17 protein-coding genes and 1 riboswitch are annotated in these 20,528 nt (G+C 71.1%); of the genes, 9 read left to right on the forward strand and 8 right to left on the reverse strand.

What is annotated here, in order from left to right; genetic code table 11:
- Positions 1-97 precede the first annotated feature (97 nt).
- The 3 genes from rsgA to ACSLIC_RS18660 all read right to left on the reverse strand — a co-directional run bounded on the left by rsgA (position 98) and on the right by ACSLIC_RS18660 (position 3,295).
- Positions 98-1,114: a ribosome small subunit-dependent GTPase A gene (gene rsgA, locus ACSLIC_RS18650; protein ID WP_436738842.1), complete on the reverse strand. Its 1,017-nt coding sequence runs from the start codon at positions 1,112-1,114 to the stop codon at positions 98-100.
- Positions 1,115-1,130: 16 nt separating this feature from the next.
- Positions 1,131-2,483 carry a 3-phosphoshikimate 1-carboxyvinyltransferase gene (gene aroA / locus ACSLIC_RS18655; RefSeq protein ID WP_436738843.1) on the reverse strand — a complete coding sequence of 451 codons (1,353 nt, stop codon included), beginning with the start codon at positions 2,481-2,483 and terminating at the stop codon, positions 1,131-1,133.
- Positions 2,484-2,572: 89 nt separating this feature from the next.
- Positions 2,573-3,295 carry a M50 family metallopeptidase gene (locus ACSLIC_RS18660; protein WP_436738844.1) on the reverse strand — a complete coding sequence of 241 codons (723 nt, stop codon included), beginning with the start codon at positions 3,293-3,295 and terminating at the stop codon, positions 2,573-2,575.
- A 91-nt stretch (positions 3,296-3,386) separates the two neighbouring features.
- On the opposite strand from ACSLIC_RS18660, the gene ACSLIC_RS18665 reads away from it, so the two are divergent.
- The 8 genes from ACSLIC_RS18665 to ACSLIC_RS18700 all read left to right on the forward strand — a co-directional run bounded on the left by ACSLIC_RS18665 (position 3,387) and on the right by ACSLIC_RS18700 (position 11,057).
- Positions 3,387-4,247, forward strand: a complete 861-nt coding sequence (locus tag ACSLIC_RS18665) for an SOS response-associated peptidase (protein WP_436738845.1) — start codon at positions 3,387-3,389, stop codon at positions 4,245-4,247.
- Positions 4,248-4,349: 102 nt separating this feature from the next.
- On the forward strand, positions 4,350-5,036 hold the full coding sequence (locus ACSLIC_RS18670) for an alpha/beta hydrolase family protein (RefSeq protein WP_436738846.1): 687 nt from the start codon (positions 4,350-4,352) through the stop codon (positions 5,034-5,036).
- Positions 5,037-5,305: 269 nt separating this feature from the next.
- Positions 5,306-5,983, forward strand: a complete 678-nt coding sequence (locus tag ACSLIC_RS18675; protein ID WP_436740413.1) for a sigma-70 family RNA polymerase sigma factor — start codon at positions 5,306-5,308, stop codon at positions 5,981-5,983.
- Positions 5,980-6,288: a mycothiol system anti-sigma-R factor gene (gene rsrA, locus ACSLIC_RS18680; protein WP_436738847.1), complete on the forward strand. Its 309-nt coding sequence runs from the start codon at positions 5,980-5,982 to the stop codon at positions 6,286-6,288. Before ACSLIC_RS18675 ends, rsrA begins: the two co-directional genes overlap by 4 nt.
- A 233-nt stretch (positions 6,289-6,521) precedes the next feature.
- The gene (locus ACSLIC_RS18685) at positions 6,522-7,514 is read left to right on the forward strand and encodes a tetratricopeptide repeat protein (protein WP_436738848.1); all 993 of its coding nucleotides are present in this window, start codon (positions 6,522-6,524) and stop codon (positions 7,512-7,514) included.
- A 115-nt stretch (positions 7,515-7,629) separates the two neighbouring features.
- Positions 7,630-8,286, forward strand: coding sequence for a peptide deformylase (gene def / locus ACSLIC_RS18690; protein WP_436738849.1), 657 nt, complete (start codon positions 7,630-7,632; stop codon positions 8,284-8,286).
- Positions 8,287-8,595: 309 nt separating this feature from the next.
- The gene (locus ACSLIC_RS18695; RefSeq protein WP_436738850.1) at positions 8,596-9,693 is read left to right on the forward strand and encodes a terpene synthase family protein; all 1,098 of its coding nucleotides are present in this window, start codon (positions 8,596-8,598) and stop codon (positions 9,691-9,693) included.
- On the forward strand, positions 9,690-11,057 hold the full coding sequence (locus ACSLIC_RS18700; protein ID WP_436738851.1) for a bifunctional albaflavenone monooxygenase/terpene synthase: 1,368 nt from the start codon (positions 9,690-9,692) through the stop codon (positions 11,055-11,057). The genes ACSLIC_RS18695 and ACSLIC_RS18700 overlap by 4 nt, the downstream gene beginning before the upstream one ends.
- Before the next feature lie 88 nt (positions 11,058-11,145).
- Here ACSLIC_RS18700 and ACSLIC_RS18705 read toward each other — a convergent pair whose 3' ends face one another.
- From ACSLIC_RS18705 to ACSLIC_RS18725, 5 genes are all read right to left on the reverse strand, one after another.
- Positions 11,146-12,198, reverse strand: coding sequence for a ribonucleotide-diphosphate reductase subunit beta (locus ACSLIC_RS18705; RefSeq protein ID WP_436738852.1), 1,053 nt, complete (start codon positions 12,196-12,198; stop codon positions 11,146-11,148).
- Positions 12,198-14,573, reverse strand: a complete 2,376-nt coding sequence (locus ACSLIC_RS18710; protein ID WP_436738853.1) for a ribonucleoside-diphosphate reductase subunit alpha — start codon at positions 14,571-14,573, stop codon at positions 12,198-12,200. Before ACSLIC_RS18710 ends, ACSLIC_RS18705 begins: the two co-directional genes overlap by 1 nt.
- A gap of 138 nt (positions 14,574-14,711) precedes the next feature.
- Positions 14,712-14,834, reverse strand: a riboswitch (cobalamin riboswitch).
- 354 nt (positions 14,835-15,188) lie between these two features.
- A complete protein-coding gene (locus ACSLIC_RS18715) occupies positions 15,189-15,431 on the reverse strand; it encodes a YbdD/YjiX family protein (RefSeq protein ID WP_436738854.1) in 243 nt (80 codons plus the stop codon).
- Positions 15,428-17,650 (reverse strand): carbon starvation CstA family protein, encoded by a 2,223-nt coding sequence (locus tag ACSLIC_RS18720; RefSeq protein ID WP_436738855.1) that lies wholly within the window; start codon positions 17,648-17,650, stop codon positions 15,428-15,430. Before ACSLIC_RS18720 ends, ACSLIC_RS18715 begins: the two co-directional genes overlap by 4 nt.
- Before the next feature lie 504 nt (positions 17,651-18,154).
- Positions 18,155-18,943 carry a GntR family transcriptional regulator gene (locus ACSLIC_RS18725; protein ID WP_436738856.1) on the reverse strand — a complete coding sequence of 263 codons (789 nt, stop codon included), beginning with the start codon at positions 18,941-18,943 and terminating at the stop codon, positions 18,155-18,157.
- Between the two features lie 285 nt (positions 18,944-19,228).
- Between ACSLIC_RS18725 and ACSLIC_RS18730 the strand changes: the two genes are divergently transcribed.
- Positions 19,229-20,527: a sugar ABC transporter substrate-binding protein gene (locus ACSLIC_RS18730; protein ID WP_436738857.1), complete on the forward strand. Its 1,299-nt coding sequence runs from the start codon at positions 19,229-19,231 to the stop codon at positions 20,525-20,527.
- The last annotated feature ends 1 nt before the right edge of the window (position 20,528 follow it).

Genomic DNA, 20,528 nt, shown 5'->3' on the forward strand with positions numbered 1-20,528 from the left:
GCCGAAACGATCCCGCGCGCACCTTGTCCCGCTTCGGGCGATTATGCCCGCGCGGTCCTGTGCCGCCCGAGATCCGGCCCGGCCCGTCGCGCCCGGGTCAGTCGCCCTCGCGCCGTTCGCGCGTCGCCAGCAGCCGCCGCAGCGAGTTGAGGCGGGCCGGGTCGGCGTGGCCGTCGGCCACCCACTGGTCGAGCGCGCACTCCGACTCGTCGTGGCTGCAGCCGCGCGGGCACTCCTCCGTCCCCGGCTCCAGGTCGGGGAAGGCGTGGATGACCCGCGACGGGTCGACGTGGTGCAGCCCGAACGACCGCACGCCCGGTGTGTCGATCACCCAGCTGCCCGGGGCGGCGCCGGCCAGCGGCAGCGCCAGCGCCGACACCGTGGTGTGCCGGCCCCGGCCGGTCACCGCGTTGACGTGGCCGGTGATCCGCCGCTGCTCCTCGGGGACCAGCGCGTTGACCAGCGTCGTCTTTCCTACGCCCGAATGGCCCACGAACGCCGTCACATGGCCGTCGAGCAGTTCCCGGACCCGGTCCACGGCCGAGCCGTCCTCCAGTTCCTCCCGGCTGGTCACCACGTACGGCACGCCCAGCGCGCGGTAGGTGTCCAGCAGGGAGTCGGGGGAGGCCAGGTCCGACTTGGTCAGCACCAGCACCGGTTCCAGGCCGCCGTCGTACGCCGCGACCAGGCAGCGGTCGATCATCCGGGGCCGCGGCTCCGGATCGGCCAGGGCCGTGACGATCGCGAGCCGGTCGGCGTTGGCGACGACCACCCGCTCGTAGGGGTCGTCGTCGTCGGCCGTGCGGCGCAGCACCGAGGCGCGCTCCTCGATCCGCACGAGGCGGGCCAGGGTGTCCTTCTGCCCGGAGAGATCCCCGACCAGGGCCACCCGGTCGCCCACCACCGCCGCCTTGCGGCCCAGTTCGCGGGCCTTCATCGCGGTCACCGTGCGGTCCTCGACCAGGCAGGTGATCCGGCCCCGGTCCACGGTCAGCACCATGCCCTCGGCGGCGTCCTCGTGCTTGGGGCGGGTGTGGGTACGGGGGCGGCTGCCCCGGCGGCTGGGGCGGACGCGGATGTCGTCCTCGTCGGGGTTCTTTCCGTAGCGGCGCATCGTCAGCTCCCGGCCGTCACTGCCCGGTCCCGTCGAGCATGCCGGTCCACAGGTCGGGGAAGTCGGGCAGGGTCTTCGCGGTGGTGGCGACGTTCTCGATCTCGACGCCCTTCACCACCAGTCCCAGGATCGCACCTGCGGTCGCCATCCGGTGGTCGTCGTAGGTGTGGAAGACGCCGCCGTGCAGCGGGCGGGGCCGGATGCGCAGGCCGTCGGCGGTCTCCGTGACGTCGCCGCCCAGCTCGTTGATCTCCTTGGTGAGCGCCGCCAGCCGGTCCGTCTCGTGCAGCCGCAGGTGCGCGACGCCGCGCAGCACGGACTCGCCGTCGGCCAGCGCCGCGACGGCCGCGATGCCCGGGGTCAGCTCGCCGACCTCGCCGAGGTCCACGTCGATGCCGTGGACGCGGCCCGAGCCGGTGAAGACCAGGCCGGCCTCGGTGAGTTCGCAGGAACCACCCATCGTGGTGAAGATCTCCCGCAGCCGGTCGCCCGGCTGCGTGGTGTGCGCCGGCCAGTCCGGGATCACCACGCGGCCCCCGGTGACCAGCGCCGCCGCCAGGAACGGCTGGGCGTTGGACAGGTCGGGCTCGACGGTCAGGTCGCGGCCCAGCAGGGCGCCCGGCGTGACCCGCCAGACGTTCGGCTCGCCACCCGACTCCGGCTCGTCCACCTGGGCGCCGACCCGGCGCAGCATGTCGACCGTCATCCGGATGTGCGGCATCGAGGGCAGCCGGGGACCGATGTGGCGGACCTCGACGCCCTGGTTGAAGCGGGGTGCCGACAGCAGCAGGGCGCTCACGAACTGGGAGGACGAGGAGGCGTCGATCTCGACCGTGCCGCCGTCCAGCGAGCCCGTGCCGTGCACCGTCAGCGGCAGGCTGCCCCGGTCGTCGTCGTCGATCCGGGCGCCGAGGGCGCGCAGCGCGTCGATCACGCCGTGCAGCGGACGCTCGTAGGAGCGCGGGTCGCCGTCGAAACGGATGTCGCCGTCGGCGAGGGTGGCGAGCGGCGGCAGAAAGCGCATGACCGTGCCGGCGTTGCCGACGTCGACGGTGGCCGGGCCGCGCAGGCCCGACGGGATGATCCGCCACGCCTCGCCGCCCCCGCCCAGGGCGCTGCCCGGCGCGGCCGATTCCGACGAGACGGTCTCCTCGATGCCGACGCCGAGGGTGCGCAGCGCGTCCGCCATCAGCAGGGTGTCGCGCGAGCGCAGCGGGCGGCGCAGCCAGCCCGGCTCGGCGGCGAGCGCCGCCAGCACCAGGGCACGGTTGGTGACCGACTTGGACCCCGGTACCTGGACCGTCGCCTCGACGGCTCCGGTCGCGTGCGGGGCAGGCCAGAGGGGGGTGGATACGGGGTTCAGGGTCATGCCGTCACTTTAGTGCGCCCAGCCGGTCGCACCGGCGCACGGGAGGCGCCCCCACCGGGTACGGGGCGGGCACCGGTGTGCGGGAACGGTCAGCGGTCGAGCAGCCAGCGGCCCCCGCCGATCAGGGAGCAGAGCGCGACCGCGTGGAAGAGGAAGAGCCAGAGGGCCGCCGGGGCGTGGGTCAGCCGGGCGAGCTGGTCGGCGTCGGAGTCCGGGGCGCCGCCGTGCCGGCGCTTCGACTGGAGTTCGAAGACCGGACGCACCCCGCCCAGCAGCAGGAACCAGACCGCCGCGTAGGCGAAGAGGGCCTGCACCTCGAGGTCGGCGAGCCAGGAGACCGCCACGAAGAGCCCGCCGGTGATCAGCACGGTCAGCACTCCGTAGGGGTTGCGGACCATCACCAGCAGGGCCAGCAGCAGCGCCGTCGCCACCCACAGCAGCGCCGTGACGCGCCCGGCGGCCAGCAGCCACGCGCCGCCCAGCCCCAGGAGGGAAGGGGCGGTGTAGCCGGCGAGGGCGGTGAGGATCATGCCGGGGCCGGTCGGCCTGCCGCGGCTCACGGTCAGCCCGGAGGTGTCCGAGTGGAGGCGTATCCCCTCCAGCGTGCGGCCGGTGACCAGGGCGATCAGGCCGTGGCCGCCCTCGTGGGCGATGGTGATCGCGTTCCGTGCCGGGCGCCAGGCCGGGCCCCACAGGACCACGGCGAGCGCCGCCACGCCGGTCGCCACGACCAGCCAGAACTCGGGGGCGGCCTGCGTCCCGGTGACCCGGTCCCACAGATCGGCGGCGGGGGCGGTGGTGGTGCTCTGCATACTCTGGCGGCTCCTCGCGGGGGTGGGACGAGCGCCCGCCCGACCCCCAACTGGTGGCGGCCCGACGGTCCGGCCTGGCAGTCTGGCACGTATGTGCGGACGGTATGCGGCCACCAGGAGCCCCGAGGACCTCGGCGAGATCTTCGGTGTCGGGAAGACCGAGCTGAGCGGGGCGCCGGACGGCCTGGAGGCGGGGGAGTCCCCCGCACCCTCTGAGACCCTCGTCCCCGACTGGAACGTGGCGCCCACCAAGGAGGTTCCCGCGATCCTCGACCGGCCGGTCAAGGGGAGCGGCGACCCCCGGCCCGTACGGCAGTTGAGGATGCTGACCTGGGGGCTCGTCCCCTCCTGGGCCAAGTCGCCCGACGGCGGCGCCCGGATGATCAACGCCCGGGCCGAGACCGTCCACGAGAAGCCCGCCTACCGCCGGGCGTTCGCCTCGCGGCGCTGCGTCCTGCCCGCCGACGGCTATTACGAGTGGGTGACCGCCCCCGAGGAGCGGAGGCTGGAGGAGGAGGGGAAGCGGAAGCGGGCCCGCAAACAGCCCTACTTCGTGACGCCCGCCGACGGGTCGGTCTTCGCGATGGCCGGGCTGTACGAGTTCTGGCGGGACCCTTCGTTGCCGGGGGACCATCCGCGGGCGTGGTGGGTGACGTGTTCGGTCATCACCACCGCGGCGGAGGAGGCGCCGCTCGCGGTGGGACCAGAGGAGGGGCCTCGGGCGTTGGCCGACATCCATCCCCGGATGCCGTTGATGCTGACGCCGGACCGGTGGGACGCGTGGCTCGATCCGTCGAAGACGGATGTGGAGGAGGTGAGGGCGTTGCTGTCGGCGCCTCCTGAGGGGCTGATGCGGGCCTATCCCGTGGCCACCGCGGTGAGCAACGTGCGGAACAACGGGCCCGGGCTCGTCTCCGAGCTGGAGGGGCCCGAGGTGGGCACCCTGTTCTAGGCCACGGGTTTCGCCGCGGGTGGCCTCGGGCGCCGACCGGGCCGGGATCGCCGGTCGAGCCGGTTCTCGCGGGGGCGGGCCCGGAGGGGGCAGGATGGCGGGATGAACGTATCGGTGTCCCAGGGTGAGGGCGGCTCCGCTGTGCCGGTGGCGGGGGAGCGGGTGACCGTTGCCACGTCGGTGGGGGACGCGCGGGTCACCTGGGCGCGGGCGAAGAGGCCGCGGCTCGTGCTGGCGCTCGGGCACGGGGCGGGGGGCGGGATCGAGGCGCGGGATCTGGTGGCGTTGGCCGAGGTGCTGCCGGCGGGCGGGGTGAGTGTGGCGCTGGTCGAGCAGCCGTGGCGGGTGGCCGGGAAGAAGGTGGCGCCCGCGCCGAAGACGCTGGACACGGGATGGCGGGCGGTGTGGCCCGAGTTGACCCGGGCGGGGTTGCCGGTCGTGGCGGGTGGGCGGAGCGCGGGCGCGCGGGTCGTCTGCCGGACGGGGTACGAGCTGGGGGCGCGGGGTGTGCTCGCGCTGAGCTTCCCGCTGCACCCGCCGGGGCGCCCGGAGCGCAGCCGGGCCGAGGAGCTGCTCGGCACCGGGCTGCCGACGCTCGTGGTGCAGGGCGGGCGGGACCCGTTCGGGCGGCCCGAGGAGTTCCCGGCGGGAAGCCACGGGCTGGCCGAGGTGGCCTACGGCGACCACGGTTTCGCCGTACCGAAGAAGGCGCCGGTCACCCAGGAGGAGGCGCTCGGCGTGATCACGGACACGGTGGGCGCGTGGCTGGAGCGGCTCCCGGCGGACTGACGCGCGTCGCCGGGGGGCCGGGAATGCCGAGCGGGCGGCGGCTGTTGTGCCGGTCGAAGGTGCTTCGCCAGCGTTGATCAGGAGAGGAAGTCCGCCGCATGGGTTCGACCATCTGCCCGAGCCGTGAGCGCGCCACCGACCTGGAGTGGTCGGTGCTGCACGCGCCCGTGCGCACGGGCTCCGGCCGGGATCGCCGGGAAGTCCAGGAGCGTGGTCTATCCTCCGATTCGGGCGGTCCGGACGGCGGGCCCGCCACAGCGCTGAAGGAGGTGGGTCCGGTCACGGGGACCGACGCGGGAAGCAAGGACGACGTGCCTGAGAAGCCCGAGGAGACCTCGGTGGAGCGGACCGCGCGGTTCGAGCGGGACGCGCTCGCCTTCCTCGACCAGATGTACTCGGCGGCCCTGCGGATGACCCGCAACCCGGCCGACGCGGAGGACCTGGTCCAGGAGACCTACGCCAAGGCGTACGCGTCCTTCCACCAGTTCCGTGAGGGCACCAACCTCAAGGCGTGGCTCTACCGGATTCTCACCAACACCTTCATCAACTCGTACCGCAAGAAGCAGCGTGAGCCCCAGCGCAGCGCCGCCGAGGAGATCGAGGACTGGCAGCTGGCGCGCGCCGAGTCGCACATGTCGACCGGCCTGCGCTCCGCCGAGTCCCAGGCACTGGACCACCTTCCCGACTCCGACGTGAAGTCCGCCCTCCAGGCGATCCCCGAGGAGTTCCGCATCGCCGTCTACCTGGCCGATGTCGAGGGCTTTGCCTACAAGGAGATCGCGGACATCATGGGTACACCCATCGGGACGGTGATGTCCCGCCTGCACCGCGGCCGCCGCCAACTGCGCGGCATGCTGGAGGACTACGCCCGCGAGCGCGGGCTGGTCCCCGCCGGTTCCGGGGCGGGCGCGGCGGAACCGAACGAGCGGAAAGGCGCGGGCTCATGAGCTGCGGAGAGCCGCACGAGACGGATTGCGCGGACGTCCTGGACCATCTCTACGAGTTCCTCGACCACGAGATGCCCGACAGTGACTCCAACAAGATCCGCACGCATTTCGACGAGTGCTCCCCCTGCCTGGAGAAGTACGGCCTGGAGCAGGCCGTCAAGAAGCTCGTCAAGCGGTGCTGCGGCCACGACGACGTCCCCGCGGACCTGCGGGACAAGGTGATCGGCCGGTTGGACATGATCCGCGCGGGCCAGCCGGTCCCGCAGCACGACATCGTCCCGACGGAGGCGGCGGACACGCCCTGACGGCCGGCGCGGCCCGGGAGCGGACGGATACCTTCCGGCCGCTCCCGGGGCAAGTCACTCGATAGGGCGACCCGGCCCGAGAAGGTCTGCACCTCACGCCGGTGGGTAACCCATGGGTAATGAGCGACGTCCCAACCGTCCGTGGTTGGATGCGAAGAGGTACCCCGTCCCCAGGCCCAGCGCCGCTGCACGGGCGGGGGCCCGAAGGGACCGGACACCGGCAGGCGGGAATCGTGAGGATCTTCGGCAAGGGACGGCACCGCCCCTCCGCCTCCTGGCGGCAGGCGACCGACCGAGCGTTCACCTTGATCGGCGACGGCCGCTACGAGGACGCGGGCGCCCTGCTCACGCGCGCCGCCGACCTGGAGCCGTGGCTCTCCGAGTCCTGGTTCAACCTCGCCCTGCTCCACAAGTTCCGCCACGACTGGGAACAGGCCCGTACCGCGGGCCTGCGCGCCGTCGCTCTGCTCGACCGGGACACCGGCGCCCCCGACTGGTGGAACGTCGGCATCGCCGCCACCGCCCTCCAGGACTGGCCGCTGGCCCGCCGCGCCTGGCAGGCGTACGGCCTGAAGATCCCCGGGGACGCCGCCGCCTCCGGGGAGCCGTCCGGGATGGGGCTGGGCAGCGCCGCCGTGCGGATCTCCCCCGAGGGGGAGGCCGAGGTGGTCTGGGGCCGGCGGCTGGACCCGGCCCGCATCGAGGTGCAGTCGATCCCGCTGCCGTCCTCCGGCCGCCGCTGGGGCGAGGTGATCCTGCACGACGGGGTCCCGCACGGCGAGCGGACCACCGCTTCGGGTGACACGTACCCGGTCTTCGACGAGATCGAGCTGTGGGCGCCCTCGCCGGTGCCGACCTGGGTGGTGCTGCTGGAGGCGCAGTCCCCGGCCGACCGGGACGCCCTGGAGCTGCTGGCCGCCGACGCCGGCTTCGCCGCCGAGGACTGGTCGTCGTCGGTGCGGCTGCTCTGCCGGACCTGCTCGGAGAGCCGGATGCCGAGCGACGAGGACGGCGGCGAGCGCCACGTCGACCCGCACGACCACAGCGAACCGGGCCAGCCGGGTCCGCTGGGCCACCGGACCACCGGCGGCGAAGGCGAACTCTGGGTCCCCGAGCGCGAGTGCGGCATCGCCGCGCCGCCCGCCTTGGTGCGCGGCCTGCTCGACGGCTGGGTCGCCGACAGTGCGGACAGCCGTGCCTGGCGCGACCTCGAAGAGGTGTGCTGACCCGGTCCGCGCCCCCGGCCGGGTGCGGTCCCTTCCGCGCGGCCACCCGCGCCCCGGCCCCCGCGTAGGCTGTACGGGCACGGACAACGGTTCCCAGGAAGGCGCGGAAGCGGACATGGCGCAGCAGGACACGGAGCAGCAGGCGGTGGCAGGCGGTGTGCTGCCGGTCGACGACGAGGGGCTCGTCATCGACACCCAGGACACCGAGGAGCGTGAGGCGGCCTACCGCGCCCGGGGCACCGCGCGTCCGATCACCGTGGTGGGCAACCCGGTGCTGCACCGCGAGATGAAGGACGTGACGGTCTTCGACGCGGAGCTGGCCCAGCTGGTGGACGACATGTTCGCCAGCCAGCGGGCGGCGGAGGGCGTGGGCCTGGCCGCCAACCAGATCGGCGTGGACAAGAAGGTCTTCGTCTACGACTGCCCGGACGACGAGGGCACGCGCCACGTCGGCGTGGTCTGCAACCCGGTCCTCGACGAGCTGCCGGCCGAGCGCCGCGTGCTCGACGACTCCAACGAGGGGTGCCTCTCGGTCCCCACCGCCTACGCGGAGCTGGCCCGCCCCGACTACGCGGTGGTGCGCGGCCAGGACGAGAAGGGCAACCCGATCGTGGTGCGCGGCACCGGCTACTTCGCCCGCTGCCTCCAGCACGAGACGGATCACCTGTACGGCTACCTCTACATCGACCGGCTCTCCAAGCGCGAGCGCAAGGACGCCCTGCGCCAGATGGCCGAGGGCACCCCGCGCTACGAGACGGTCCCCAACGACTGAGGCGCACCCCCTCCGGCACCCCGTACAGCCACGCTCCGCCCCGCTCTCCCCGCACGGGAGGCGGGGCGGAGTGGTGCCGTGACGGGGTGCCGCGCCCTTCCCCGGCCGCGCCGACGGCTGCCCGGCCCGCATGATCAGTTTTGAGACAGTCATGGCGATCTTCGGGTCGGTCAGGGGTGGCGAATAGAGTAAATCTGTTCCCTGATTGGCCAGTTGTGGTGCTCAATGGAAGGGGCGGGGGGATACACCACCGCGCGGGCCCCGCTCGGAGCGGGGTACCGGCAGAAGGCGGATGAAAGGGGTTTGTTCGTGCCTGCTTTCCCACACGGCACCGCACCGGCGCAGACGACTTCGGTGCCCGAGGCGCTGGCGCTGCCCGTGATCGAACAAGCGTTTCCGCGGCATCGCCATGAGTACTGGCCAAAGCTTCAGGCGGAGTCCCGCGCGTGGCTGCTCGAAAAACGCCTGATGCCCGCCGACAAGGTCACCCGCTATGCGGACGAACTGCGCTACACCGACCTCATCGCCGGCTACTACGTGGGAGCGCCGAGGGAGGTCATCTCGGCGATTTCCGACTTCAGTACCTGGTTCTTCGTCTGGGACGACCAGCACGACCGCGACGCCGTCCACGGGCGGCGCGCCGCCTGGTACCGGTTGAGCGCCGAACTGCACACCGCGTTGGACGCCCCCGGCGACCACCTGGCGCACCCGGACCCGCTGGTCGCGGCCTTCGCCGAGACCGTCCACCGGCTGAACGGCTTCCTCAGCCCCGCCTGGAACGAGCGGTTCGCCCGCCATTTCCACGCCATCGTCGGCGCCTACGACCAGGAGTTCGAGAACCGGGTCACCAAAGTCACCCCGGCGGTCGCCGAGTACATCGAACTGCGGCGCCACACCTTCGGCCACTCCGTCTGGATCGACCTCCTCGAACCGACGGCGGGACGCGAAGTCCCCGAAATGCTGCGGACGAGCGGTCCGTTCATGGCGGCGGCGCGGTACTGCCAGGATTTCTCCGCGTGGTACAACGACCTCTGCTCACTTCCCAAAGAACTCGCGGGCGGCGACCAGCACAATCTGGGAATCAGCCTCATACGCCATGAGGGACTGTCGCTCGAAGAAGCGGCGGCGGAGGTGAGAAGACGCGTGGAGGGCTGCGTCACCGAATTCGAGGTGGCGGAGAAGGAATTGCGGGAACTGCTCGCCGGACATCTCTCCGCGCTGCCGGGCGGAACGGGGTCCGAGGAGGCCAGGTCCGTCGGCACGGCCGTCGAGTCGGCCGTCTTCAACATGCGCAACTGGTTCTCCTCCGTCTACTGGTTCCACCACGAGTCCGGCCGATACCGCGTCGACAGCTGGGACGACCGGAGCACCCCGCCCTACGTCAGCGACCTGGCAGGTGACGCGTGAGCGCCGACTCCACCACCGAACGCCCCGCCGCCCCGAGCCCGCGCACCGCCCCCCTGGTGGCCGGCGGGATTCCCGTGCTCGGCCACGCCCCGAGCCTGGTCCGCGACCCGCTGGCCTTTCTCACCGGGCTGCGTGACCACGGCGACCTGGTCCGCGTGCGACTCGGCCCGAAGACGGCGTACGCGGTCTGTGCGCCGGAGCTGGTCGGCGCGCTGCTGCGCAACTCCCAGGAGTTCGTGGTCGGCGGCCCGCTCTGGGAGAACCTCGAAGTGCTGCTCGGCAAGGGCGTGGCCACCAGCAACGGAGCCGACCACCGCCGTCAGCGCCGCATGATGCAGCCCGCCTTCCGGCCCGAGCGGATCGCCTCGTACGCGGCCGTGATGGAGGAGGAGGCGCGGGCGATGGCCGACCGCTGGCGGGACGGGCAGGTGGTGGACGTCGGCGCCGAGACGTTCAGTTGCGCGGTCCGGGTGGTCGCCCGCTCGCTGCTGGAGGTCGACTCGATCGGCGCCAAGGCCGACCGCATCAGCGCCTCGCTGCACACCGTCTTCAGCGGCCTGTACCGGCGGATGATCCTCTCCTTCGGACCGCTGCACCGGCTGCCGACGCCCGCCAACCGGCGCTTCGAGCGGGCGCTCGCCGACCTCCACCAGCTCGTCGACGAGGTGATCGCCGAACGCCACGCCGAGGGCAAGGGCGCCGACGACCTCCTCGACATCCTGCTCACCTCCGAGGACGGCGAGGGCCGACCGCTCAGTGCTCAGGAGATTCACGACCATCTCGTCTCGCTGATCGTCGCCGGGGCCGAAAACGTCGCCTCGACACTCGCCTGGTGCTTCCAGCTCCTCACGGAACACCCGGCCGAGGAACAGCGGGTGGCCGAGGAGGCGCTATCCGTGGCGCCGGACCGGCCGGTCGCTTTCGGCGATCTGGACTCCCTCGGCCACACCCGTAATGTCATCGTCGAATCGATGCGGGTACGGCCCGCGGCGTGGATATTCACTCGCCGTGCCGTCGCCGACACGGAACTCGGCGGCTATCGCATTCCAGCCGGAGCGGACATCATCTACAGCGCGTATGCGATGCAGCACGATCCGCGCTCATTCGACCGGCCGGACGTCTTCGACCCGGACCGGTGGATTCCTGAACGGGCTGGAAAGGTACCGCAGTACGCGATGATGCCGTTCAGTACCGGCAACCGGAAATGCCCCGGCGACCACTTCAGCATGGTGGAGGCCACGCTGATGCTCGCCACCGTGGTGCCGCGCTGGCGGCTCGTCCCCGTCGCCGGGACCGACCCTGCGCCCCGGATCGGGATCACCCTCCAGCCCAAGCGCGCCGTCTTCCGGGTCGAGAGCCGCTGACCCGCACCGCGTGCCCAGCGCCGACGCCCGCCGCCCGGCCCTCAGGACGAGGGGCCGGGCGGCGGGCGTTCGCCGGGGACGGGGCCGGTCAGAAGTCGTCGTCGAAGGAGACGGTGCCCTCCACCGCGACCTGGTAGGCCGAGACGCGGCGCTCGAAGAAGTTGGTCAGCTCCTGCACGCCCTGGAGTTCCATGAAGGAGAAGGGGTTCTCGGAGCCGTACACCGGGGCGAAGCCCAGCCGCGTGAGCCGCTGGTCGGCGACGCACTCCAGGTACGCGCGCATCGACTCGGTGTTCATGCCGGGCAGGCCGTCACCGCACAGGTCGCGGGCGAACTGCAGCTCCGCCTCGACGGCCTCCTTGAGCATCGCGACGACCTGCTCCTCCAGCTTGTCGTCGAAGAGCTGCGGCTCCTCCTTGCGGACCGTGTCGACCACGTCGAAGGCGAAGCTCATGTGCATCGTCTCGTCGCGGAAGACCCAGTTGGTGCCGGTGGCCAGGCCGTGCAGCAGCCCGCGCGAGCGGAACCAGTACACGTAGGCGAAGGCCCCGTAGAAGAACAGGCCCTCGATGCAGGCGGCGAAGCAGATCAGGTTGAGCAGGAACCTGCGGCGGTCCGCCGGGCTCTCCAACTGGTCCAGCTTGTCCACCGAGTCCATCCAGCGGAAGCAGAACTCCGCCTTCTCGCGGATCGAGGGGATGTTCTCCACCGCCGCGAAGGCGTCGGCGCGGTCGGCCGGGTCGGGCAGGTAGGTGTCGAGCAGCGTCAGATAGAACTGGACGTGCACGGCCTCCTCGAAGAGCTGCCGGCTCAGGTACAGCCGCGCCTCGGGGGAGTTGATGTGCTTGTACAGGGTCAGCACGAGGTTGTTGGCGACGATCGAGTCGCCCGTGGCGAAGAACGCGACCAGCCGGCCGATCAGGTGCTGCTCACCCGGCGAGAGCTTCGCCAGGTCGGCGACGTCGGAGTGGAGGTCGACCTCCTCGACGGTCCAGGTGTTCTTGATCGCGTCCCGGTAGCGCTCGTAGAAGTCCGGGTACCGCATCGGGCGCAGCGTCAGCTCGAAGCCGGGGTCCAGCAGGTTCTTCGCGGTGCCCGCGGTGTGCGCGTTCGCTGCCGGGGTGGTGTCGGGGGTGGTCATTACTGGCATGCCTCGCAGGACTCGGGGTTCTCCAGGGAGCAGGCGATGGCCTCCGCGTCGGGGGCCGCCTGCGCCGGGACGGTGGCGGTGGTGGGGGCGGAGCCGCCGGCGGCACGCGCGATCCGCGTGGCCGGACGGGACCGCAGGTAGTACGTGGTCTTGAGCCCCTTCCGCCAGGCGTACGCGTACATCGAGCTGAGCTTGCCGATGGTGGGCGTCTCCATGAACAGGTTGAGCGACTGGCTCTGGTCCAGGAACGGGGTCCGGGCCGCCGCCATGTCGATCAGGCCGCGCTGCGGCAGCTCCCAGGCGGTGCGGTACAGCGCCCGCAACTCCTCGGGGACCCACGCGAAGCCCTGCACCGAGCCGCTCGCCTCGCGCAGCGCCTCACGGGTGCGCGCGTCCCAGACGCCGAGCCGCTTCAGGTCCTGGACCAGGTACGAGTTGACCTGGAGGAACTCCCCGCTGAGCGTCTCGCGCTTGAAGAGGTTGGAGACCTGCGGCTCGATGCACTCGTAGACGCCCGCGATCGAGGCGATGGTGGCCGTCGGGGCGATGGCCAGGAGCAGCGCGTTGCGCATACCGCTCTTCGCTACCCGGGCGCGCAGCGCCTCCCACCGCTCGGGCCACGTCAGCTCGGTGTCGTAGTGGTCCGGGTGGAGCACGCCCCGCGCGGTGCGGGTGCGGTCCCAGTGGGGCAGCGGCCCGTTCTTCTCGGCGAGGTCGCAGGAGGTCTCGTACGCGGTGAGCATGATGCGCTCGGCGATCCGCGTGGAGAGCTGCCGGGCCTCGGCGGAGTCGAAGGGGAGCCGGAGCTGGAAGAAGACGTCCTGGAGGCCCATCGCACCCAGGCCCACCGGCCGCCAGCGGGAGTTGGAGCGCTCGGCCTGCTCGGTCGGGTAGAAGTTGATGTCGACCACGCGGTCCAGGAAGACCACCGCGGTGCGCACCGCCTCGTCCAGCCGTTCCCAGTCGACGGCGCCGTCGGTGACGAAGGCCCCGAGGTTGACCGAGCCGAGGTTGCAGACGGCCGTCTCGCCGTCGTCGGTGACCTCCAGGATCTCCGTGCACAGGTTCGAGGAGTGCACGGTGTGGCCCGGCAGCGCCGTCTGGTTGGCGGTGCGGTTGGAGGCGTCCTTGAAGGTCATCCAGCCGTTGCCGGTCTGGGCGAGGGTGCGCATCATCCGGCCGTACAGCTCACGCGCCGGGATGGTCCGCTTGGCCAGACCCGCCGCCTCGGCCGCGCGGTAGGCCGCGTCGAAGGCGTCTCCCCACAGGTCGGTCAGCTCGGGGACGTCCGAGGGGGAGAAGAGCGACCAGTGGGCGTCGGCGTCGACCCGGCGCATGAACTCGTCCGGAATCCAGTGCGCCAGGTTGAGGTTGTGGGTGCGCCGGGCGTCTTCGCCGGTGTTGTCCCGCAGCTCCAGGAACTCCTCGACGTCGGCGTGCCAGGTCTCCAGGTAGACCGCGGCCGCGCCCTTGCGCCGGCCGCCCTGGTTGACGGCGGCCACCGAGGCGTCGAGCGTGTTGAGGAACGGCACGATGCCGTTGGAGTGCCCGTTGGTGCCCCGGATCAGCGAACCCCGGGCGCGGATGCGGGAGTAGGCGAGACCGATGCCGCCCGCGTGCTTGGAGAGCCGGGCGACCTGGTGGTAGCGGTCGTAGATCGACTCCAGCTCGTCCTTGGGGGAGTCCAGCAGGTAGCAGGAGGACATCTGCGGGTGCCGGGTGCCGGAGTTGAAGAGGGTGGGGGAGGAGGGCAGGTAGGACAGGGCGCTCATCAGCCGGTAGAGCGAGGCGACCTCCTCGACCGCCCGGACCGAGTCGTCCTCGGCGAGGCCGCAGGCGACGCGGAGCATGAAGTGCTGGGGCGTCTCGATGACCTGGCGGGTGTGCGGGTGGCGCAGCAGGTAGCGGCTGTGCACGGTGCGCAGGCCGAAGTAGCCGAACCGGTCGTCGGCCGCCTGGTCGATCAGCGCGTCGAGCCGCTCGGCGTGCGCGGCCACGAACGCGGCGGTGCGGTCCGCGATCAGGCCCTCGCGATGCCCGGTGGCCACCGACCCGGTGAAGGTGGTGACGCCCTGGCCCGCGGCCTCCTCGGCGATGGTGAGGGTCAGCAGGCGGGCGGCGAGCCGGGAGTAGGCGGGGTCCTCGGAGATCAGACCGGCGGCGGCCTCCGTCGCGAGCGAGCGCAGCTCGGCCTCGTCCGAGGCGGCGTTGCGGCCCCGGAGCGCGGCGGCGGCCACCCGGCCGGGGTCGGTGTCGGGGAGATCCGCGGTGAGGTCGGTGAGGGTACGCAGCAGCGCGCCCCCGGGGCCCTGGATCTCCTCGGCCCGCACCTCGGCCGTGGACGGATCGGCTGGCGCGATGGTCATGAAGCTCTCCCTCGCTCGGCTCGGAGCCTCGCGGAGGGCGGCGGGTACGGGCGGGAGGCCGGGCTCAGGGCACACGGGTCCGCACGTGTCCGCGAACCCATTCCACGAGGCCCGGACGACATCGGCACCCGGACCGGACGGCCGGGTGCGCTGCCGGCAGGTCCTCGGACTCGCGGGTACGCGAAAGCGCACCAACACACCGTTGCGGGACAGTTCCGGACTTCCACCGGATTCCCCTGCGGCGACAGCGAGCATGAGCATACATCTTGTGCCGCGCTCGCGAAGCGGCCCCATATCTTGTGTCAGGTGTGCTGTGAGGTGGGTCATTCGACCCCGCCCGCACGGGATGCCCGAACCCCTCGTGGACGCCCTCGGACCGGGCCCGGATCTCTGCGGGAACGGCTTCGGAGCCCGTCCCCGAGGGGCTGTCGACGCCTCGGGGAGATGCCCCGGTGCGCAGGCCGGCGGGGTTTCACGGGGGGCGCGCGAAGGGGTGCGGCGACCTCGGAGAGCGTACGCGCCCGGATCGGCACGCGAGCCGCCAGGGGCACCGCCCGGTCCGGGAAACGGCGAGGCCGCCGACCCCCTCGGGGGATCGGCGGCCTCGCCGGGCGGTCAGCAGCAGCGGAATCCGTCGCGCGGGTCCGCCTCGCGGGCGTCCATGCGACTGCGTTCGAACTGCCTGCGGGTCATCACCTCGGCGTCCGGGTCGTGGCGCCGCACGTGCGCGGCGTACTTCTCGTACGCGGTCTCGCCCGACACCTCCCGGACGTACCAGCCGATCCAGCGCGCACCGGCGCGCACGCGGTGGGCCAGCACGCCGAGGCGTCCGGGGTGGCGGGCCGCCTCGCCGCTCATGCCTTGTCGCCGCCCTGCTTCGCGGGGACGCCGCCGTCACCGGCGGAGTCGGGGAGCGGGGCTGCGGCGCCGACGAGGGCCAGTTCGGCCTTCTCCTCGGCGGTCGGGAACATCCCGGCCGGCGCGACGATCTTCGACTGCTCGAACGGTGCCTCGGCCAGCTTGACCGACTCGGGCCTGCGGATCGCCTGGTAGCTGACCCGGCCCGCGTCGACCAGGACGATGACGATCAGCAGCGCGAAGACGATCGACAGGACGCCGTCCACGGTGGAGTTGGTCACCACGGTGTGCATGTCGCTCATCGACTTGGCCGGGGCCAGCACCTCGCCCGCGTCGATGCCGTCCTGGTACTTGGCGCGCTGCGCGAAGAAGCCGATGGTCGGGTCGTCCGAGAAGACCTTCTGCCAGCTCGCGGTGAGCGTGACCGCCACGTCCCAGGCGAGCGGGATACCCGTCACCCAGGCCCACTTGAGGCGGCCGGACTTGATCAGCAGCGTGGTGCAGACGGCCAGCGCGACGGCGGCCAGCAGCTGGTTGGCGATACCGAAGAGCGGGAAGAGCTGGTTGATGCCGCCCAGCGGGTCGTGGACACCGACCCAGAGGAAGTAGCCCCAACAGCCGACCACGATCGCCGAGGTCAGCCAGACGCCCGGCCACCAGCTGACGCGGCGCATCGGCTTCCAGACGTTGCCCAGGGTGTCCTGGAGCATGAAGCGGCCGACCCGCGTACCGGCGTCGACGGTGGTGAGGATGAAGAGCGCCTCGAACATGATCGCGAAGTGGTACCAGAACGCCTTCATCCCGGCGCCGCCGAGGGCGGCCGCGAAGATCTCCGCCATACCGAAGGCGAAGGTCGGGGCGCCGCCGGTCCGCGACAGCAGGGACTGCTCCTCGACGTCCTTGGCCGCCTGGGCCAGTTGGTCCGGGCTGATGGTGAAGCCGAGGTTGGCGATCGCCTCCGACGCGCTGTTGACCGTGTCACCGAGCACACCGGCCGGGGAGTTGATCGCGAAGTAGAGGCCCGGGTCGATGATGCAGGCGGCGATCATCGCCATGATGGCGACGAACGACTCGGTGAGCATCGCGCCGTACCCGATCATCCGGATCTGGGTCTCCTTCTGGACCATCTTCGGGGTGGTGCCCGAGGAGACCAGGGAGTGGAAGCCGGAGAGCGCGCCACAGGCGATGGTGATGAAGACGAACGGGAAGAGCGAGCCGGAGAAGACCGGGCCCGCGCCGCTGGTCGCGAAGGAGGTGACGCCGTCCATCTTCAGCGTCGGCATCGCGATGACGACGCAGACCGCCATCAGCACGATCGTGCCGACCTTCATGAAGGTGGAGAGGTAGTCACGCGGGGCGAGCAGCATCCAGACCGGCAGCACCGAGGCGAAGAAGCCGTAGACCACCATCCAGACGACCAGGGTGCTCGGCTCCAGGGTGAAGAAGTCCGCCATCGAGGACTCCGCGACCCAGCCGCCGCCCACGATCGCCAGCAGCAGCAGCGCCACACCGAGGACGGAGACCTCGGTGACCTTGCCCGGGCGCAGCGTGCGCAGGTAGACGCCCATGAAAAGGGCGATCGGGATGGTCATGCCGATGGAGAAGACACCCCACGGCGAGCCCGCCAGCGCGTTGACGATGACGAGGGCCAGCACCGCCAGCAGGATGATCATGATCATGAAGACCGCGATCAGGGCGGCGACACCGCCGACCGGGCCGATCTCGTCCCGGGCCATCTGGCCGAGCGAACGGCCGTTGCGGCGGGTGGAGAAGAAGAGGGTGACCATGTCCTGGACGGCGCCGGCGAAGATCACGCCGGCCACGATCCAGATGGTGCCCGGAAGGTAGCCCATCTGGGCCGCCAGGATCGGGCCGACCAGCGGGCCCGCGCCCGCGATCGCCGCGAAGTGGTGGCCGAAGAGCACCCGGCGGTCGGTCGGCTGGAAATCGACCCCGTTGTCCAGGCGTTCCGCCGGGGTGGCCCGGTTCTTGTCGACCTTCAGGACCTTGTTGGCGATGAACCGCGAGTAGAAGCGGTACGCGATGGCGTAGGAGCCGAGGGCCGCCCCCAGCATCCAGACGGCGGAGATCTCCTCCCCCCGGGAGAGCGCCAGCACGCTCCAGGCGATGGCGCCGACCACGGCGACCAGCGACCAGACGGCGATGGATCTGGCGGACGGCTTCCGGTTTCCGGAAGCGGGTGGAGCCGGCTCGGCCATGATGGTCCCCTCACATGAGCGCAGGTGGAAACACCTGCGCTGAACTCCTGTAATGCGTCGGAAATGTAGGCGACCGGTCCGGGCTTTGGCACCCCCTGTCCGCGTATCGGAACGGCAACGACTTCACTTCCCGGGCAACCGCGTGCCGCAGCCGCCGCGTCCGCGTCCCTTACGCACGTCTCCCCGCGCATTTGTCCCCCCGCCGAGCGCCCGCCCCGCCCGAGAGGCCCCGCGCCGATCGCCTCCCAACCGTGACCTTCCGCCGGTGACTTGCGTACCCCTCGCCGTCGGGTGGGCATGCGCCGAAAAGCACACACGTACGAGCGAATCGTGCGGCGGGAGCTGTACGGGGCGATAGGGGCATAGCGGAGTGGCGGAAAAACGAGGGGCGAATTCCCGCCAGGCGCTCCGTCCTCCCCGACGCCCTTCCCCGTGTCCGGACACAGGGAAGGGCGGCACCCCCCGGTAGGGGATGCCGCCCTGTCGTCCGGACGCGCGCCGGGCCTACTCCACCGGCCGCTTCAGCCGCGCCAGGAACTTGTACCGGTCGCCGCGGTAGACCGAGCGCACCCACTCCACCGGCGCGCCCGTCTCGTCGCGGGAGTGGCGGGAGAGCATGAGCATCGGCAGGCCCACGTCGGTGGCGAGCAGGGCCGCCTCGCGCGGGGTGGCGAGCGAGGTCTCGATGGTCTCCTCGGCCTCGGCGGGGCGGACGCCGTAGACCTCGTAGAGCGCCGTGTACAGGGAGGTGTACTTGGACAGGGAGCGGCGCAGGGCCGGGAAGCGCTTGGCGGAGAGATGGGTGGTCTCGATCGCCATCGGCTCGCCGCTGGCCAGTCGCAGCCGCTCGATGCGCAGCACGCGGCCGCCGGCGGTGATGTCGAGCAGGGCGGCGAGCGGTTCGTCCGCGGTGATGTAGCCGACCTCCAGCAGTTGCGAGGTGGGCTCCAGGCCCTGGGCGCGCATGTCCTCGGTGTAGGAGGTCAGCTGGAGCGCCTGGGAGACCTTGGGCTTGGCGACGAAGGTGCCCTTGCCCTGGATGCGTTCGAGCCGGCCCTCGACCACCAGCTCCTGGAGCGCCTGGCGCACCGTGGTCCGCGAGGTGTCGAACTCGGCGGCGAGCGTGCGCTCGGGGGGTACGGAGGTTCCCGGGGGCAGCGTCCGCGTCATGTCGAGCAAGTGCCGCTTGAGACGGTAGTACTTGGGCACCCGGGTGGCCCGTACCGGACTGGTGGGCTCGGTGGCGGGTTCGTCGGCCGTTCGGGCCCTCGTACCGCCCGCGTCCGTCGTCATGCTCCGCCTCCCCGGCTCCTGCGCTGCTGCCGTCACCGGCTCCTCCGTCTGTCGCGGCTCACATCGTGGCACGGCCGGTGATCGCCGGTCCGGACTGCCTCAGGTGTCGGTCCGATAACGGACGCGACTGCCCTTCTTATACACCCTTGACACCCCTAAAGGTCTAGGCCAAGCTCCGGCTTACTGGTCTACACCATTAAAGACCAGTTCCCAGTCCCACGGCAGTAACTCGTCCTCGATGTCATCGCTGCGGGTGGGGGTAGAGGGTTCCCTGAGGAGGGTGACGTGAAGCGCAAGCTCATTGCGGCCATCGGTGTCGCTGGCATGATGGCTGGTCTCGCGGCGTGCGGGGACTCGGAGACGGCGAGCGACGCCAAGCCCGAGGACCGCAAGGAAGACCTGACCGTCTGGCTGATGGTCGACGCCCAGAGCACCTGGCCGGAGCTGGTCAAGGACGTCAACGCGCAGTTCAAGAAGAAGTACCCCAACGTCAAGGTGAACGTCCAGTACCAAAGCTGGGCCGACAAGGCCAAGAAGCTCGACACCGCCCTCGGCGGGGACAAGTTCCCGGACGTCGTCGAACTCGGCAACACCGAGACGATGCAGTACATCCTCAACGGCGCCCTCGCCGAGATCGACCCCGAGAAGTACGAGAACTCGGACACCTGGATCCAGGGCCTCACCGACACCTGCACCTTCGAGGGCAAGCAGTACTGCGTGCCCTACTACGCCGGTGCCCGCGTCGCGGTCTACAACCAGGAGATGCTGAAGAAGGCGACCGGCTCCGACGCCCTCCCCGAGACCGAGGACGCCTTCCTCAAGGCGATGGACAAGGTCTCCAAGGAGTACGGCGCGAAGGACAAGCGCTACTCCTCCCTCTACCTCCCGGGCCGCTACTGGTACGCGGCGATGTCCTACGTCGCGGCGTACGGCGGCCAGATCGCCGAGTACGACGAGGGCTCCAAGGAGTGGAAGGGCACGCTCTCCGCCCCCCAGGCGCAGAAGGGCATCCGGCACTTCGTCGACCTGGTCGAGAAGTACAACAAGGCGGACCTGACCAAGGACGAGCAGGACCACGCCAACGTCGTGGCCAACGAGAAGGCCGGCGTCATCTACGGCAACGGCTGGGAGGCCGGTTCCGTCGTCGACGGTGAGAACAACGGCAACGCCAAGCTCAAGGGCAAGATCGCCACAGCGGGCATGCCCGGCCCCGAGGGCAAGGCGCTGCCTTCCTTCATCGGCGGTTCGGACCTCGGCATCGTCGAGAAGTCCAAGGCCAAGGACCTCGCGCAGGAGTGGGTCTCCCTCTTCACCAACGAGAAGTCCATGGAGGTGCTGGCCGGCAAGAACATCCTGCCGAACAACACCAAGCAGCTTGAGCCGCTGAAGGAGAACCCGGAGACGGCCGCCGTCGCCAACGCGGTGCCGGACGCCTGGTTCACCCCGATCGCGCCGGGCTGGACCTCCATCGAGAAGGAGGAGGTCCTGAAGAACATGCTGCTCCGGATCATCAAGGGCGACTCCGTCGAGAAGGCCACCAAGGCCGCCGACGCGAAGATCGACGAGCTGATCAACAAGGGCTGAC

Origin of the sequence: Streptomyces sp. BBFR102, assembly GCF_051397025.1 — a bacterium.
Lineage (GTDB): Bacteria > Actinomycetota > Actinomycetes > Streptomycetales > Streptomycetaceae > Streptomyces.

Coding starts and splice junctions, on each gene's coding strand:
- rsgA (WP_436738842.1), bottom strand. CDS start 1,114: ATGCGCCGCTACGGAAAGAACCCCGACGAGGACGACATCCGCGTCCGC.
- aroA (WP_436738843.1), bottom strand. CDS start 2,483: ATGACCCTGAACCCCGTATCCACCCCCCTCTGGCCTGCCCCGCACGCG.
- ACSLIC_RS18660 (WP_436738844.1), bottom strand. CDS start 3,295: ATGCAGAGCACCACCACCGCCCCCGCCGCCGATCTGTGGGACCGGGTC.
- ACSLIC_RS18665 (WP_436738845.1), top strand. CDS start 3,387: ATGTGCGGACGGTATGCGGCCACCAGGAGCCCCGAGGACCTCGGCGAG.
- ACSLIC_RS18670 (WP_436738846.1), top strand. CDS start 4,350: ATGAACGTATCGGTGTCCCAGGGTGAGGGCGGCTCCGCTGTGCCGGTG.
- rsrA (WP_436738847.1), top strand. CDS start 5,980: ATGAGCTGCGGAGAGCCGCACGAGACGGATTGCGCGGACGTCCTGGAC.
- def (WP_436738849.1), top strand. CDS start 7,630: ATGGCGCAGCAGGACACGGAGCAGCAGGCGGTGGCAGGCGGTGTGCTG.
- ACSLIC_RS18705 (WP_436738852.1), bottom strand. CDS start 12,198: ATGACCACCCCCGACACCACCCCGGCAGCGAACGCGCACACCGCGGGC.
- ACSLIC_RS18710 (WP_436738853.1), bottom strand. CDS start 14,573: ATGACCATCGCGCCAGCCGATCCGTCCACGGCCGAGGTGCGGGCCGAG.
- ACSLIC_RS18715 (WP_436738854.1), bottom strand. CDS start 15,431: ATGAGCGGCGAGGCGGCCCGCCACCCCGGACGCCTCGGCGTGCTGGCC.
- ACSLIC_RS18720 (WP_436738855.1), bottom strand. CDS start 17,650: ATGGCCGAGCCGGCTCCACCCGCTTCCGGAAACCGGAAGCCGTCCGCC.
- ACSLIC_RS18725 (WP_436738856.1), bottom strand. CDS start 18,943: ATGACGACGGACGCGGGCGGTACGAGGGCCCGAACGGCCGACGAACCC.